Source organism: Ktedonobacter sp. SOSP1-52, assembly GCF_016587395.1.
Window position 1 is genome coordinate 2,176,585 of sequence record NZ_BNJH01000001.1, and the last position, 15,477, is coordinate 2,192,061.

At 54.2% G+C, this 15,477-nt stretch carries 15 protein-coding genes; 6 read left to right on the forward strand and 9 right to left on the reverse strand.

Features of this window, described 5'->3' with window-relative positions; all coding sequences use genetic code 11:
- Positions 1-39: 39 nt before the first annotated feature.
- Together JMJ16_RS10235 and JMJ16_RS10240 are read left to right on the forward strand one after the other, a co-directional pair.
- Positions 40-903, forward strand: a complete 864-nt coding sequence (locus JMJ16_RS10235) for an alpha/beta fold hydrolase (RefSeq protein WP_201380913.1) — start codon at positions 40-42, stop codon at positions 901-903.
- A 14-nt stretch (positions 904-917) separates the two neighbouring features.
- The gene (locus tag JMJ16_RS10240; RefSeq protein ID WP_236601370.1) at positions 918-1,478 is read left to right on the forward strand and encodes a hypothetical protein; all 561 of its coding nucleotides are present in this window, start codon (positions 918-920) and stop codon (positions 1,476-1,478) included.
- Positions 1,479-2,216: 738 nt separating this feature from the next.
- On the opposite strand, the gene JMJ16_RS10245 is transcribed toward JMJ16_RS10240, so the two are convergent.
- The 4 genes from JMJ16_RS10245 to JMJ16_RS10260 all read right to left on the reverse strand — a co-directional run bounded on the left by JMJ16_RS10245 (position 2,217) and on the right by JMJ16_RS10260 (position 6,980).
- On the reverse strand, positions 2,217-3,881 hold the full coding sequence (locus tag JMJ16_RS10245; protein ID WP_201379118.1) for an IS1182 family transposase: 1,665 nt from the start codon (positions 3,879-3,881) through the stop codon (positions 2,217-2,219).
- A gap of 177 nt (positions 3,882-4,058) precedes the next feature.
- Entirely contained in the window at positions 4,059-4,829 is a 771-nt protein-coding gene (locus tag JMJ16_RS10250; RefSeq protein WP_201380914.1) for a sulfite exporter TauE/SafE family protein, read from the reverse strand.
- Positions 4,830-4,894: 65 nt separating this feature from the next.
- Positions 4,895-6,334, reverse strand: a complete 1,440-nt coding sequence (locus JMJ16_RS10255) for a rhodanese-like domain-containing protein (RefSeq protein ID WP_201380922.1) — start codon at positions 6,332-6,334, stop codon at positions 4,895-4,897.
- Positions 6,335-6,386: 52 nt separating this feature from the next.
- Entirely contained in the window at positions 6,387-6,980 is a 594-nt protein-coding gene (locus JMJ16_RS10260) for a rhodanese-like domain-containing protein (protein WP_201380924.1), read from the reverse strand.
- Positions 6,981-7,202: 222 nt separating this feature from the next.
- Here JMJ16_RS10260 and JMJ16_RS10265 point away from each other — a divergent pair, with 222 nt between their 5' ends.
- Genes JMJ16_RS10265 through JMJ16_RS10275 form a run of 3 tightly spaced genes read left to right on the forward strand, consistent with a single transcriptional unit; the run spans position 7,203 to position 10,054 of the window.
- On the forward strand, positions 7,203-7,871 hold the full coding sequence (locus JMJ16_RS10265) for a metalloregulator ArsR/SmtB family transcription factor (protein WP_201380925.1): 669 nt from the start codon (positions 7,203-7,205) through the stop codon (positions 7,869-7,871).
- 13 nt (positions 7,872-7,884) lie between these two features.
- Positions 7,885-9,378, forward strand: coding sequence for an MFS transporter (locus JMJ16_RS10270; RefSeq protein ID WP_201380927.1), 1,494 nt, complete (start codon positions 7,885-7,887; stop codon positions 9,376-9,378).
- Between the two features lie 49 nt (positions 9,379-9,427).
- Positions 9,428-10,054, forward strand: a complete 627-nt coding sequence (locus JMJ16_RS10275; RefSeq protein WP_201380929.1) for an RNA polymerase sigma factor — start codon at positions 9,428-9,430, stop codon at positions 10,052-10,054.
- A gap of 804 nt (positions 10,055-10,858) precedes the next feature.
- On the opposite strand, the gene JMJ16_RS10280 is transcribed toward JMJ16_RS10275, so the two are convergent.
- Entirely contained in the window at positions 10,859-11,134 is a 276-nt protein-coding gene (locus JMJ16_RS10280) for a DUF2071 domain-containing protein (RefSeq protein ID WP_236601371.1), read from the reverse strand.
- Positions 11,135-11,535: 401 nt separating this feature from the next.
- Here JMJ16_RS10280 and JMJ16_RS10285 point away from each other — a divergent pair, with 401 nt between their 5' ends.
- On the forward strand, positions 11,536-13,092 hold the full coding sequence (locus tag JMJ16_RS10285) for a serine/threonine-protein kinase (protein ID WP_201380931.1): 1,557 nt from the start codon (positions 11,536-11,538) through the stop codon (positions 13,090-13,092).
- A gap of 72 nt (positions 13,093-13,164) precedes the next feature.
- On the opposite strand, the gene JMJ16_RS10290 is transcribed toward JMJ16_RS10285, so the two are convergent.
- From JMJ16_RS10290 to JMJ16_RS10305, 4 genes are read right to left on the reverse strand one after another with little or no spacing between them, the layout of a single operon-like run.
- Positions 13,165-13,872 (reverse strand): carbohydrate ABC transporter permease, encoded by a 708-nt coding sequence (locus JMJ16_RS10290; RefSeq protein ID WP_201380933.1) that lies wholly within the window; start codon positions 13,870-13,872, stop codon positions 13,165-13,167.
- Positions 13,818-14,090 carry a hypothetical protein gene (locus tag JMJ16_RS10295; RefSeq protein ID WP_201380935.1) on the reverse strand — a complete coding sequence of 91 codons (273 nt, stop codon included), beginning with the start codon at positions 14,088-14,090 and terminating at the stop codon, positions 13,818-13,820. The genes JMJ16_RS10290 and JMJ16_RS10295 overlap by 55 nt, the downstream gene beginning before the upstream one ends.
- On the reverse strand, positions 14,087-14,464 hold the full coding sequence (locus tag JMJ16_RS10300) for a carbohydrate ABC transporter permease (protein ID WP_201380937.1): 378 nt from the start codon (positions 14,462-14,464) through the stop codon (positions 14,087-14,089). The genes JMJ16_RS10295 and JMJ16_RS10300 overlap by 4 nt, the downstream gene beginning before the upstream one ends.
- Before the next feature lie 51 nt (positions 14,465-14,515).
- Positions 14,516-14,998: a carbohydrate ABC transporter permease gene (locus JMJ16_RS10305; protein WP_201380939.1), complete on the reverse strand. Its 483-nt coding sequence runs from the start codon at positions 14,996-14,998 to the stop codon at positions 14,516-14,518.
- Positions 14,999-15,477 lie beyond the last annotated feature (479 nt).

The following is a 15,477-nucleotide window of genomic DNA, read 5'->3' on the forward strand; positions in this document are numbered from 1 at the left end:
CAAGTTGCTTCAAATCAAAAAGGAAGGAGATCTCGTGCTATGTCAAGCACTGATCCAGTCGAGACCCATGAGTGCACACTCCATCTTCGTGACGGGAGGACTCTCGGCTATACAATCTACGGCATGCCGACCGGCAAAACCCTACTCTACTTTGGTGGTTCTCGCCTGGAAGCGGAATTTCTGGCGCGGCCTGCACAGCAGGCGGGGATTCGTCTCATCGGCATAGATCGTCCGGGGATGGGACGGTCACAGTTCCAGGAGGGCCGTCGCCTGTTGGACTGGCCCGCTGATGTGGTCGAGGTAGCTGACCACTTGCAGATTGACCGCTTTGCCGTGGTGGGCCTCTCTGGAGGAGGTCCCTATGCCTTAGCCTGCGCGTACAGCATCCCTGACCGCCTGACTGCCTGCGGGATCGTGTCTGGCGTGGGTCCGATTCGCGTGCGCTTCTACCAACGACTGCCTTGGCTGCTGATCCCCATCATGTGGGTCATGAGCCGCTTTTTTCAGAACGAGGAACAGGCAAGATCGTCTCTGACGCATTTCACGCGGAGTTGGCCTGAGCCGGACCGCAAGAGTCTCCTCGCTCCTGAAATCCGTGACCTGTGGACAGCTTCCATGGTGGAAGCGTTTCGCCAGGGAGCCAGAGGACTGACCTACGATACCCTGTTAGGAGAGGGACGCTCGTGGGGGTTCAAGCTCGAAGACGTCGCTTTCCCCACGATGTACCTCTGGCATGGTGAACTGGATCAAGATGTGCCCATTGTCATGGGGCGAGCGGTGGCAAGACGGCTTCCCCACTGTCAAGCGACCTACTATCCAGGAGAAGGTCATATCTCTTTGATCGTCAACTACCGGGAAGAGATCGTGACAACCTTGATGGCAGAAGCGCGCACGGTTCATTGAGGAGTGACGGAAGGATGCCACATTTACAGGTCAACATCCAAATTACTCCGGAATCGAGGCCCTCAACCCCTTCCTGGATGGCAGAAGTGGTCGTCTTTGCGCATCGCCTCTCTCACGAGGGAATCCTGAAGGCAATCGCCGATCAGGTGCGTTTCGCCCGCGCACGCTTTGGCCACTACGACGTGATCGATTTTGTCGCCGTTCTCATCGGCTATGCGGTTTCGGGCGAACCCACCCTGCTGGCCTTTTATGAACGGCTTGCTCCGTTTGCCGAGCCGTTCATGGCCCTCTTTGATCGCTCTCGCTTGCCCCATCGTTCGACCCTTTCCCGTTTTCTTGCCGCCCTCGACCAGAGCACTGTGGAAGCCCTGCGCGCGCTCTTTCAAGAGGATCTGCTTGCGCGTCTACCGTTTGCTTCTCCTGGAGGCTTGTTCGACCGGACGGGAGAGCAGTGGATGGTGGTGGACGTTGATGGAACGCGACAAGCTGCCCGCCAACGTGCACTCCCGCAATTGGAGTCGCTACCCCCACGGGATGCGCAACGAGATGCGTTTTGGGCTAAGGCGTCTTCATAGGCTCATTCAATGTTCTGGCTTATTGCTGGCAAGGAATCAGCAATAACTCTGCCTTATGCAAACAGAAAAGCAATGAAGAATGCCCTCATCCCAGATTACTGGTGAGTTAAATCTCGTTGCGTATTCCGTGGGCAGATCCGTAGGGTCGGGTTCATTCCACTATGCTTTCAGATGGCATAGGATACGGAGAAGAGATGAAATGCAACTCCATGACATACTCCAAGCATGTCTCCTCGCTCTTGCAAGTCGGCATCCCAAACATCTGCTGAGGAGCAATCGCACAGTCCTTGGTGACAATGCCTTTTGTCCGCATTGTCAGACAACGTCAGAGGTGGTTACATGGCTTCAACAGAGGGAGCCCTGGTTTCTTAGAGAAGAATGCCTATTTAGTGATCGATGCACAGCAATGTGCCATCTATTTGACAGAATCCTCTGAGAAGATCCCTGCTTACTGGATTCACTGCCGAGGGAAGATGCCCACACGTACAGAAACACATACAGAAGAAAGGTGCACTCATTCTACGCTTGGTGGTAGTGTTGCAAAAAATTAAAGCTCAGCAAATTGAAGTGCACACGAACACATTTCACGAGGAAAAAGGTGCAGAATGCTCACCTTTCCTCTACGGAAATGATTCTTGTACCGTAATTACTTACTCTATTTTCTCAGCTCTAAATTTTTTGCAACACTACCACAATTGGTAGCTCCCCACTAAGATATTGTTGGCGAATGAGCAGAAGCTACGCAACAGCTACTTGCTTGACAGAAGCGAGCAGCTCTGCAAAACGAGAAGTTGGCGTGGTTGCCAGCTTCGCTTCTGCAATCCAATGACAAGCCCGAAGCATGTTGATGGAGGTCGCTGTTAGAAACGCCTGGAGATTGAGCTTTTTCACGCCAATGTATCGGGATCTGCGTATCTCACAGGTCCGTACACTTTGAGCAACGGTTCCTTCAATGCCTGCTCGCGCTGCATACAGGGCTCGAAATTCAGCGGTTTCCTGACGTTTTCGAGCCTGCTGAAGTGCCACATAGCTGGCTTCATCTGGTCGCAAAATGAGTACTTTGGCTGCGGTTGACGAACACTTCTCATGAAGTGTGCAAACCCGACAAAGGGGAAGGGGAAACCGGATACGCAGACTTGGCTTTCCATGTCGATCAGGGATATGTCCCCAATCTCGGCTTGTCTGCCCAGCCGGACACAGGACCTGTTTGGCCTTCCAATCAATGTGGAAGTGGCTATGATCAAAGCGCCCAGCTTCTTTTGAGGCCCAACTGGTATCAGGAAGAACCGGCCCAACCAGATCAACCTGATGGCGATGCTGACTCGTAGCAAGCAGTTCGGCGTCCACATAGCCTTTATCGACCAGGTGCTGGCCGGGGAAAAGTTGGTTGCCAGCCAAGCGTTCATGAAGATTTTCCATGACGTCTCCATCTGGGAGCGTGGATGCTGTCGTGGTAACTTCGAGCACAAAATGAGGCTGATCAGCGTCACATCCTTCGGTAAAATGCACTTTGTAGCCAACCCATCCTGTCTGCTTCTTCTTGCTGTATCGCGCCTCCACATCATATGGCGATTGGATCAAGAGCGCTGCCGGGGGAAGCTCCTGATCTTTTCTCCAAGGTGTTCCCTGCTCACATGCGTGATACTGCTGGATCCAAATCCTTCGCAGAATCTCTACGGCTGGGAGTTCTTGTAACCAGGCATGGGTTGTGCTGCCCCAGATGCTCTCCAGGAGCCTTCGGCCGTCAGCTCCAATCTGCTCTGAGAGCTCTTGACGCGCTTTCTCGTCCTTTGGTAAACGAAAGTCGCTAAAGCGTGATCGATATCGTTTTTCCCATTCAGGTTGAACACGCTCAAGAAGCCAATCGGGAGCTACTTCTGCCAGGATATTGAGGACATGGCGCATGGTTTCTCCAACACATTCCAGACGGTTGACAGCTCGAATAGCCGCCAGAATATGCGTTGAATCTGTCCGTTGTTTGCCTCGTGCTTTGACCCAGCCTCGTTCTCGGAACTGAGACAACATCAGATCAAACAAACGGCGTTCCGCTTGATTGGCAAGGAGGCGACCACGAAATTCACTTAACACGGAAAAATCAAATCCTGGATCCTTGATTTCTAAGCTCAAGGCGTATTTCCAATCAATGCGCGTTTTCACTGCGTCTGCTGCCTGCCGATCCGTTAACCCTTCTGCATATTGCATTACCATCACCAGTGCGAGACGCCAGGCCGATATTGCAGGCTGTCCTTTGTTGGAAAATAAGTCAAGGAAATCTTCATCGCGAAAAAACGTTCCTAATGCATCTCGCATATGAATACAGATGTTGCCTTTCGGCAAAATGGCTTGTGCTATCTCTACAGTTTCTTCTGGGACTGGCGGTATCGCTTGTGGCTGTAGTGTCATGGGTTCCCTCCCTCCTGAATGCTTGTTTTTTCTTGCTTCTTCAGTATCTCACATTTCGCCTCAAATTAATTCGCCAACAATATCTTAATGAAGTCCTACCCCACAATTCGTCCCCTGAGGTTGCTCGTCGCCAGGTGGTGAAAGTGTGGTCAGACACCGGGCTCTGGCACCTCGCCTTTAGAACATCGGCAGTTTTGGCACATTGAGCAACAGCAGCACCAGACTCAATCCCAGCACAAACAGGGCAAAGGTCTGCTGTAAGCGCGCAACCGGGAGCATCCGCGCCAATTTGGTACCAGCCAGCAGTCCGGTGAACCCCATCGCGGTGAATACCAGGATCTCGGTCCAGGGGAGGGCAATATGGCTGTTCAGGTGACCGGCAATCCCCGCAGCGCTAGTGAGCGCTATCACGACCAGAGACGAACCAACGGCGGTCGTCATGTCCATGCCGAGCAAGAGGACGAGGGCAGGAACAATCAGAAACCCGCCACCGACGCCCAAAAAGCCGGTGAGCAAGCCAGCGCCCAGACCTCCCAACAGGACCAGCCACCAGGGGCGGCGCGTCGCGGTTGTGGATGTGACCACGCCCATTTTTGGTCGCAGCATCAGGAGCGCAATAACCAGCATCAAGAGTGCGAACAGCATCAGGAGCAGCGTGCTATTGAGCATGGTTGACACGCGCGCGCCTGCATACGAGGACACAATGCCATACATCCCAAAGAGGAACGCTTCTTTGAGCTTGACATTCCCTGCCCGCCAGTGCAGCACACTGCCCATCAGTGCATTCAGCCCCACGATGATCAGTGAAGCCGTCACCGCCATATGTGGGTCCATGTGCAGCAGGTAGACCAGAACCGGGACGGTCAGGATCGATCCCCCGCCCCCCAACATTCCTAAAACGAGGCCGATTGCGGCGCCGAAAAGAACCGTCATGAGCAACAGACTCACCTGTACCCCTCTATCTCTTTCATTGCTGTGCTCCGGACACCTGAGGGCGCCCGGAGCACGTTGCCTCACCTGTAGGAAGGCTTGGTCCCTTTGACCACCGGGTGGCCAGCCTTTTGCCACTGGAGAAACCCTCCCACGAGATCCATGACCTGTGGATAGTGATGGGCTTCCAGCAAACTTGCGCCAATGGGCGAACGGGCTCCTCCCTGGCACTGCACCACGATGGGTTTCTCAGGAGAGATTTCCTGCAGGCGCTGTTGCAAGGAGCCCAGGTGAATATGCTGGCTCTCCGGGATATGGCCTGCTGCGTACTCCTCGCTCCCGCGAATATCGAGCCAGGTCACCTGCCCCTGAGCGAGCAGCATCTGTGCCTCCTGTACCGTGATTTGCGGCGTTTTGCCCAGAGGCTGCCGGGTCTGTTTCCAGGCGGTGAGCACGTCAGGGGTCCAGACATGGGCTATCTGATGCAGGCCGATGAGACGGAGCTGGGTCATCGCTTGCTGGAGGATGGAAACATCAACAATCAGTGAGAAGGGTCGATCAAAGGGAAGCAACCATCCAGCCCAGTTCAGGAAAATGGGTCCAAATGGCACGTGGATGGTCCCTGGAATATGTTCCTCTATGTATTGCCGGGAGGGACGGGTATCGATAACTGGGATGCCAGATTGCAGATCCGCCGCCAACTGCTCGGCGCCTGCTTCAGGCAGCGCGACTGCCCCTTCGCGCGCCAGGGCTGGCCCAATCTTATTGATGCGCTTCATTTCCGCGAAGTAGGTGGGCGGCTCTGGTTGTCCTTCCAGCACTGTTTGGACAAAGCGTTGCTCGTCCGTGACCTCGAACGCCCAGTTGGTGCGTTTCTCATATCCCAGGGTCGTTTGCGGAATCGCGCCTAAAGCTCGTCCACACGCGCTACCTGCTCCATGGCCAGGCCAGATCTGCAGGTAGTCAGGCAAGGCGCGGAAGCGCTGCAACGAGCGGAAGAGCTGGCGTGCTCCTGACTCCGCCGTGCCGGTGATCCCGGCAGCTTTTTCCAGCAGATCCGGGCGGCCAACGTCGCCGACAAACAGGAAGTCGCCGGTAAAGATCCCCATCGGTTCATCGGTGGCCGCCGTATCAGTCAGCAGGAACGAGAGGTGCTCCGGGGTGTGGCCGGGAGTGTGCAGGGCCTCGATGTGGATGTTGCCAACACGGAATGTCGCTCCATCGCGCAGGAGGATGGCTCCTGCTTCCCCAGCATACCCGTATGTCCAGTCGGCAGGACCCATATCTGAAAGGTAGAGCTGCGCTCCGGTTGTATGCGCCAGTTCGCGCACCCCGGAGACAAAATCAGCATGAATATGCGTTTCGGTAACGGCGGTGATGCGCAAGCCTTTGTTCGTAGCCAATTCGATATACTGCTCGATGTTGCGGTTGGGATCGATAATCAACGCTTCGCCTGTCGCAGCGCAGCCCACCAGGTAACTGGCCTGGGCCAGGGTTTCATCGTAGATGAAACGGAGGATCATAGCAATTCACTCTTTCTCTGTAGATCTCATTGACGTCTCGTATTTCTGCGGCTTACTGCGCGGCATCTGCCATGTTTTTCAGCGTCTGGCGAACATCACAGACCGCGCCCTGGTTGTAGGGCAGTTTACTGAGCAGCAGCGCCATCCCGCAGGTATTGGAAGCCGCCGAATAGGCCAGTCCTCCGCCAATCAGGACCGCGATCCAGGTAAGCGGCTTCCAGGCGAAAAGACCTCCGAGCGCTCCCAACAGAACCAGTGTGCCTGCAACTCCACGCACCTGCCGTTCCATACTCCATTTTTGTACCCCCAGCTGACATGGCTTGCCCGCCTTCTCCCAGGCAACAATGCCACCGTCGAGGAGAGCAAGGGAAGACACCGGCACGGTCTGGAGCACTTCTGCCGCCTTGCGCGCACGTGTCCCGCTCTGGCAAATCAGGAGCAAAGAAGCATTGCTCGCGAGTTTCGCGATCTCGTTTGTAGAAGCAGGGAGCTGATCCAGAGGAATATTATGGCTGCCTGGAATATGTTTTGATTCAAATTCAGCGGGGGTGCGTACGTCAAGAACGATTGCATCTTGTGTCACCATGATCATTTCATAGGCTTTTTCGACAGGAACGATGGTTGTACTAGTGCTTTCCGGGTTCATCTCTCTTCTCTTTCTGTATGGTTGTTGTTAATACTCAGGGGGATGTTGTTTCCCTCACGTACTTGGATGCAACATCTTGCAGAAGGTTACATGGCTGTGATCATAGGAGAGAGGTTTCTCTTTCCCGTGTTTTAGGAGGACCTTCTTCTGGTGAGCATTGACAAGGGGCCATTATTCAATTATTCTATTGAATAATAAATTAAACGAATGGAGGGGGAGATTATGAAGGGTCACGAGAAACGCGCTTTTAAAGATCAGCTCTATGAGCAGTTTGCGCGCATTGGCAAAGCACTGGCCAACGCACATCGGCTTGAACTGCTGGAGGTGCTTGCGCAATGTGAGCGCAGCGTTGAAGCCCTGGCACAGGAGACTGGCCTGTCTATTGCGAATGCTTCACAACATTTACAGGTGCTTCGTGCGGCACACCTGGTCGACGTTCGCCGCGCTGGGGTCTCGATCTACTATCGTCTGGCTGATGAAACAGTGTTTACCTTGTGGCAGGCGATGCGACACGTTGGCGAGACGCACCTGGCCGAGGTTGAGCGTGTGGTGCAGACCTTTTTGCAGGATCGGGAACACTTGCACTCCATGGGGGCAGAAGCGTTGCTCCAGGGCCTTGCCGAACAGCGGGTGATCCTGCTCGACGTGCGCCCCACCGAGGAATATACGGCTGGACACCTCCCGCAGGCTCGTTCTGTGCCCCTTGAAGAACTCGAAGCACGGTTGCAGGAACTCCCGCAAGATAAGGAGATCGTGGCGTACTGCCGTGGCCCCTATTGTGTGTTCGCCGATGAAGCAGTCGCTTTGCTGCGTCTCCGTGGATATCGTGCTCACCGACTCGAACCAGGTCTTCCTGACTGGCGCGCGCTAGGACTCCCCATTGAAGTGTGAAAGAAGATTCCTGATGCGAACACTTTCTAAGGAAAAGACACGTTCCCTTCAAGGGCCAAAAACACCTGTGCAGCTTGGTCTGCGCGCCAACTGGCAACAGCTCATCCTGCTGGTGATTATTAATGCCTTTGTCGGCGGCATGGTGGGACTCGAACGAAGCATCGTCCCACTGCTTGGGCAGCGCGTGTTCGGTCTGGTTTCTACGACGGCGGTACTCTCTTTTATCATGAGCTTTGGTATCGTCAAGGCCCTGGCCAATCTTTTTGCGGGCCGACTCAGTGATCGCATCGGTCGCAAGGGGGTGTTGGTGGTTGGCTGGCTCATCGGAATGCCAGTCCCATTCCTCATTATCTTTGCCCCGTGCTGGGAATGGGTTGTCCTGGCTAATGTTTTGCTGGGCATCAACCAGGGTCTCTGCTGGTCTACGACCGTGATCATGAAGATCGATCTGGTAGGGCCAGCTCGCCGGGGACTGGCGATGGGACTCAATGAAGCGGCGGGCTACCTGGCCGTCTCTCTGGCCGCCATCGCGGCAGGCTACCTGGCCGCAACCTATGGGTTGCGCCCGCAACCGTTCCTGCTTGGCGCGGCCTTTGCCCTGGCTGGACTTGTGCTCTCGCTGCTCTTTGTGCGTGAGTCACATGGACATGCCCGCCACGAGGCGGCACTGCTCGCGCCTTCCGCCGGGCAAACGGCAAGCGCAGCCCCATTGGCCACAATGGTATCCACTGATCGACCCAAAGGGCCATCCTTCAAAGATATCTTCTTGCTGACATCCTGGAAGAATCGGACGCTCTTCGGGGTCAGTCAGGCAGGGTTGGTCAACAACTTGAATGATGGCCTGGCCTGGGGACTCTTCCCGCTCTTTTTCGCGGCTGGTGGGCTGAGTATCGTGCAGATTGGCCTGCTGACTGGTATCTATCCAGCCGTCTGGGGGTTCGGACAACTCGTGACCGGTGCCCTCTCCGACCGGATCGGTCGGAAAGGCATGATCGTTGGGGGGATGATCTTGCAGGGGTGTGCCATCGGACTGTTGCCATTGCTCCACGGGTTAGGGTGGTGGGCGACTTCGATGGGTTTGCTTGGGCTGGGAACGGCCCTGGTCTATCCGACCCTGCTCGCGACGATCACCGATGTTGCTCACCCGGACTGGCGCGCCTCGGCAGTGGGGGTTTACCGGCTCTGGCGCGATAGTGGATACGCACTGGGAGCGCTGCTCGCCGGAGTGCTGGCCGATCTATTTGGCGTCTCCTGGGCGATGGTGGCCATCGGCGCCCTGACTGCGCTCTCAGGGGTCGTAGCGCAGGCAGTGATGGCAGAAACATTGCCGCGCATACAACAGCAGTGTATGCGATCCAGCGAAAACGCGAAACGAAAGAAGGATGGTGTCTGGGCGGCGTCAACGGCCGTGTCCAACTGCATCTGCAATGACGTACGAAACTGCGAGCAAGAAGCCGAGCACTCGGCCTGGTTTTGCTGCTTCTCATTGTGCCAACGCTGCCGATAGTGGAAAGCAAAGGCGAAATGTTTTCCCAGAAGAGAGATGAAAGAAACACATGATGAATACTGATGGCCGGGAAATACCAACCAATCAGGAACAGAGCGCCTGGTGGAATATGTCGCTCGAGGTGTATGCCAATGAACAAGAACTCTTACACGGATTGTATCAGCAGGAGGAGCCCGCCTGTACCTGTTTGTTCAAACGTTTTGCGCGCCAGTTATACGCGCTTGCTTTGCGTATGACGAGAAGCCCAGAGGAGGCGGAGGAGATTGTCCAGGAAAGCTTTCTGCGCGCGTGTTCCCATATCAGCGACTTTGAGCAACGAAGCAGTTTGCGGACCTGGCTGTACCGGATTGTTTCCAACACCGCGCTCATGCATCTGCGTCGGAAAAAGCCTGACACGTGCTCCTTAGAAGCTTCGCAGGAAAGACAGGGGGAGGACCTGGCTTCGGAGGAGCAGACACCGGATGCACGGGTGCTGGATGAAGAATTGCGCAAAGCGCTCAAACTAGCGATCGGCCAACTCCCCGAAACCTTGCGCACGCCTTTTCTCTTACGCAGCGTCGAAGGCCTGCGGACAAAAGAGGCGGCCAGGCGTCTTGGTATTACCGAGACCACGCTCAAAGTCCGCCTGCACCGTGCGCGCCAGGAATTACGCAAGCTCATGCATTCTTATCTCTAACAAAATGTTTACCCTGGTTACTATCCTGGATCCACGCAGTAAGCATGAGGCATAGAGAGCAATAAGTGAAATCAACTTCGCTTTTCAGCAAGGATTGTGAAAGGTAGGATGATCGATGGTTTCTTTACAACATTCCTGGCGCTTCTTTTTGCGAGCATGTATTGCTACATTTACCCTCACTGTGTTGGTTGGCTGTGGAAGTGTCCAGCCATCGCAAACATCTCAAACAAGCTCAATATCACAGCAAACACAATCACCACAGGCAAGCATTGTCCTCGATCTGGATGTAGACCGGTACGAGTTTAATACGCCTGCGAATATGTGTCACGCACCGATGATTTCGGATGTGACTGTCAGTTCCCTTGGTCAAAGCCACTGGAATACGGCAAATAAGTCAGTACCGTCTCTGTTGTCTCAGCCGTCACTCTCACCACGCCAGATGAAGCAAAGCCTGGTGCAAGGGAGTTTTCAAATTTATACACCCTTCCATATGGCGAAGATAAATACTGTCCTTGATCGCCGTTCGTCTAAAGGGACCCCTGAAGAATTTGCGATGATGGGAGGGCAACAGGGGACTATGAGCATGCAGGTTGGCGAGTACCCACGTCTTGAGCCCGCCAAACGTTATCTCGTGGTCTTTGTTCCAGCCTTGAATGCAACGACGAAGAGCCTGATGTACCAATGGTTGCTTGCGTATAACGCATTTCCAATTGATGGCACCGGTATGGTCTCGTTTCAGCCAAAGATTGTTGAACATGGCAAAACGGAGCAGCAAGAGGTAAAAGTGCCGCTCTCGCAACTTCTTCAACAATTGGCGGTAAAGCATCCTTTGAGTTGGTTTGCGGGAAACTCGGGGAGGGTGCGCAGGCGAATATGTGCCATGCTAAAGGGAACCACCCCAACCCAGCATTCGCCATCGTAGGTGTCCAGTTCCAGCTCCGGCGGAATCAGAGGTCGCAACTGAGCAGGCTTAATTGGCCAGTGTGAAAAGAGCAGATCGTTCCAGGTCTGGGTCATGATCCAGCACGTATCGGGCAAGGGATAGGGGCGATGGACAGTATTTTGGAGTAGCGTTTGCATACGTACGTTAACCTCTTTGGAAAACAGCTTTCACTTCTCTCTTTCATGAGAGTGACGACAGCCAAACTCAGGGGAAGAGGAATTTTCGCTGTGTACATATGTAGATATGCATATACGCTTTTGTCTGCTTCTAGCTACTTATAGCCTGCTTTCGTAAGCCAAGGCAAATGCGGGTGTCATATGTGTGTGACACCAGGCATTTGCTCGTAGTCACACACATATGACACTCTTCCCGGAGGCGAGCTTGCAAGCCAGGAGGAAAAAGTAGGTGCTGGATGAGGAGTTCGTGGAGAAATAGGCAGGCCTCTTGCTATTTCGAGACAGGTCACTATAATAGACCGTAGCATTGCATTGGTACGTGTGCATGCAATATATTTTTGTTTTTGCTATAGGTAGTTGCTATGCCACAAGAAAAGATCCATCTTCATGGATATGAAATAACAGCGACCGTCCTTCGAGGTCCCTACAGTACTCTCTATCGAGGAATGGCGCAAGATACTCAGCAACCAATATTTATTCGAAACTGGCCGACGGCGCAGATCACTTCGGAACGCAAGCGGCAACGCTTACAAGATGAAGTCGATAAGCTGAAACTCCTCAATGAGCATCCTCATATCCTGGATACCTATAACCTCGTCATTGAGCAGCCGGGAATGGCCCTGGTATCAGAGGCAACATTGCTAGGATCGCTCCAGGATCGTCTTGAGGATAGCGAGCAGGCCCCCTTTTCGCAACAAGAGGTTTTTGCCATCATCGAGCAGATCGGGGATGCGCTAGTAGCGGCGCATGAGCAGGGCGTGGCTCATGCCAATGTCACTCCTCATGCCATTTTTTTTCGCCAGGAGGGCGAGGTAGCACTGGCCGATTTTCGCTTGCGGAATATAAGCGGAGCCATCAAGGAGTATCATGCCTATATCGAAGAGGCTGTTCCACGCATCTGGTATATGGCTCCTGAGCAGTTTGATGGGCGCATCAGCCAGTCCTCCGATCAATATGCTCTGGCTTGTATTGCATATAAGCTCCTGACGGGGCGCGTGCCATTTGCTGGCACCGCTCGTGCCACCCTCCTGCAGAAGCACAAAAATGAGACGCCGCAATTTCCCTCTCGTGTGCAGCCCGATCTTCCTGCGTATGTTGATGTGGCGCTGATGCGCGCGTTGGAGAAAGATACCTCGCGTCGCTTTCCCGATATGCGCTCCTTTCTGGCCACGCTCAAAGGCGAGGAGGCCGGGGCGTCACTCATCCTTCCTGCCGCGGTACCTGGAGCGCCAGGTGAACCAACCCAGGCGTTTGCGGCTCTTCCACCAGTGTCTGGTGAGATAGAAACCGGCGCGATTCAAGCGCATAGCTCCCCTGTCCCTTTGAGCGATGTGGCTGATCGCCAAGAGAAAAAGTTAAGCAAGAGAAAACTCTTGCTGTCTGTATTGCTCCCTCTGCTTGCCTTGCTGATTATTGTTGCCGCCTTCCTTTCCTTGCCGCGCTCCGAGCTTCCACCACTCTTGCAAGCGGCACAGCCAGATGGCGTGGTAACGAGACGTGCGTCAACACCAACCCCCGTTATCACCCGAGGGACGCCAAGCCCTACAGCGCAACCCAGCCCAACACGTCGTCCCTCGCCGACCACCATGCCAACCCCGACGCCGACGGCGCAGACTGCCCCGATCAAGGTAGCGCCTGGCCAGATGGCAGTTTCCCCCATCTTTGAGTGCGTGCAACCGTATGGCAACAGATATGATGCCTACTTTGGCTATAATAATCCGAGTTCAAATACAGTGACCATTCCTCAGGGATCTATGAATCAAATGTTCCCAGGACAATACAATGGTGGACAGCCTACAGTCTTTAATCCTGGCCGCCAATATCATGTCTTTCGCGTGACGTTCTATAATGGGGATATAGTCGCGTGGATGCTTAACAACAAAACAAGGACTGCCAGCCAGAATGGCCCAGGCTGTTGAGCACTGCTTGATGCGTGCTCACGAAACGCCATGCGCCGCTGAGGCGGCGCATGGCGTTTCGTGTTACAGACATTAGCCCTTGACGGAGCCTGCCAGGATACCGCGCACAAAGTAGCGTTGCATCGAGAAGAAGACGACCAGGGGCAGTGCCATTGAGATGAAGGCCGCCACGGTCAGCACTTGATAGTTATTGCCATAGGTGTTGACCAGGTTGGCGATGATCAAGGTCATAGGCGCGTTCTGGGGGTTGTCACCCAGGAAGATCAACGAGATCAGCAGGTTGTTCCAGACCCACATAAACTGGAAGATGGCCAGCGAGGCCAGCGCCGGAACCGAGAGCGGAAGAATGATGCTCCAGAAGATGCGCACATGCGAGGCCCCATCGATATGCGCCGACTCCATCAGGTCGCCTGGCAAAGCGGCAAAGAAGTTGCGCAGCAGGTAGATGGAGAAGGGCAGGCCAAAGGCGGTATGTGCCAGCCAGACGGCGGCATACTGGCCGTTGAGTCCCAGCATGGTATAGAGGCCCAGGATAGGCACCAGGGCAATTTGTAGCGGAATAATCTGGAGCGCGACAATCCCCAGGAAGATCCAGTTCCGTAATGGGAACTTCATCCAGGCGAAGGCGTAGGCCGAGATGGCTCCAATGAGCAGCGGAAAAATCGTGCCAGGAATAGCGATGATAATACTATTGAGGAAAGCACGCCCAAAGCCCTGGGCCTGGATCACATCCATATAATTCTGGATGGTAAACTGCCAGGGGGAACGAGTCCAGTCCACCAGCCAGTTGTATTAATCAGGGAGGGTGGACGGAAGGAGCTCACAAAGAGGCCAAAGGTAGGTACCGACCAGAGGAGACCGATCGCGATGGCCAGAGCTGTCACGACACCACTGCTAGCACTGCGTGCCAGCACGCTTCCCAGGCTTGAACGTTCCCGCTTTGGTTCCTTCAGCTCCGGTGCTGAAGTGGTGACCTGTTCGGTTTTTGCGGTGCTCATTGTAGCGCCTCCTCCTCCCGTATTCTGCGCACGTTCAGGTATATCACCGGAATAACTGTTATCAGCAACAGGACCGCCAGCGTGCTGGCCAGGCCATAGTTGTTATACTGGAACAATTGGTTGTAGAACTCCATCGCCACCACATCGGTGTGAAAGTTACCACCCGTTATGATGTAGACCACGTCAAAGATCTTGAGAATGCTGATGATCATGGTTGTCAGGACAACCACCAGCGTTGATTGAATCATCGGCACCATCACGTGCCAGAAGAGCGTAAAGCGGTTTGCCCCATCAATCTTCGCGGCCTCTAGAATCTCATCTGGAATACCTTTTAAGGCTGCTGAGATGATGACTATGCAGAAACTTGTCCACATCCAGGTATAGACGAGAATGAGTATAAAGTTGCTGAGCGTTGAATCCTGTAACTAGGCATGAGGTTGACCGCCGAAGAAGGTCACAATGGCGTTTAGCAGGCCCGTCTGTGGCTGATCGGCGGGATCGAACTTATAGACGAAGCGCCAGATAACGCCAGCCGCGACGAATGAGATGGCCATGGGTAAGAAGAGCGCCGATTTCACAATGCTCTCAATTTTGACGCGATCCACCAGGACTGCGATGACCAGGCCCAGGCCGACCGTCAGGATAGTTGCCAGCACCAGCCAGAGCAGATTGTTCCTGATGACCTTGAGAAGGTTCGGATTGGAAAAAACCTGCTGGTAGTTTCTCAGGCCCACAAAGGTGGTCGAGGTACTGTTATAAAAGCGCAGAAGAATAGAATTGAACAAAGGATAGAGAAAGAACGTTATCTCCAGAATGAGGGCGGGTGCGATCCAGACCAGCGCCCACCAGTAAATGGAGCTCCGTGTTCTTCTTGTCCGTGGGGACGTTGTGACTTGCTGTGTTGCCATACCCTGCATCCTTTCATCTTGGCAAGAGTGATCTATTAACGCCATGTGCTCGTCTGAGGCTGAAGCTCTCGCGCCCGCGACGGAGGCGATTCCAAGAGGGGAGTCTGGAAACGTGCCTGATATCAGGTAACGCGCCGACCACCTACTCTACGCCGGAGCGCGTCTGCCCGAACGTCCAGGTCAACCACACTAGAGCTAGCCTTCCTGCTTCGGTGGGAAGGACTGGAAGTGTGGGCCGAATCCCTGGAACTCTGTCGCTTTTGCACGGGGAGCTTTCAGTGGCTAAGAGCCTCGGGAGGTGGTGTTTGTCGGTCTTAAAGAAATACCTCTGGGAGGAGACCAGTGGAGAGGAAGAATCGAAGATAATAAATGGAGAGCTTTGTTGGTACGTGTCATCGGACCGCATCATCACCACACAAGGTGTCACTCTGTCTTTAGAGAGAAGACAGATTTTCCTGGATGAGCACAGGACCTGTCCT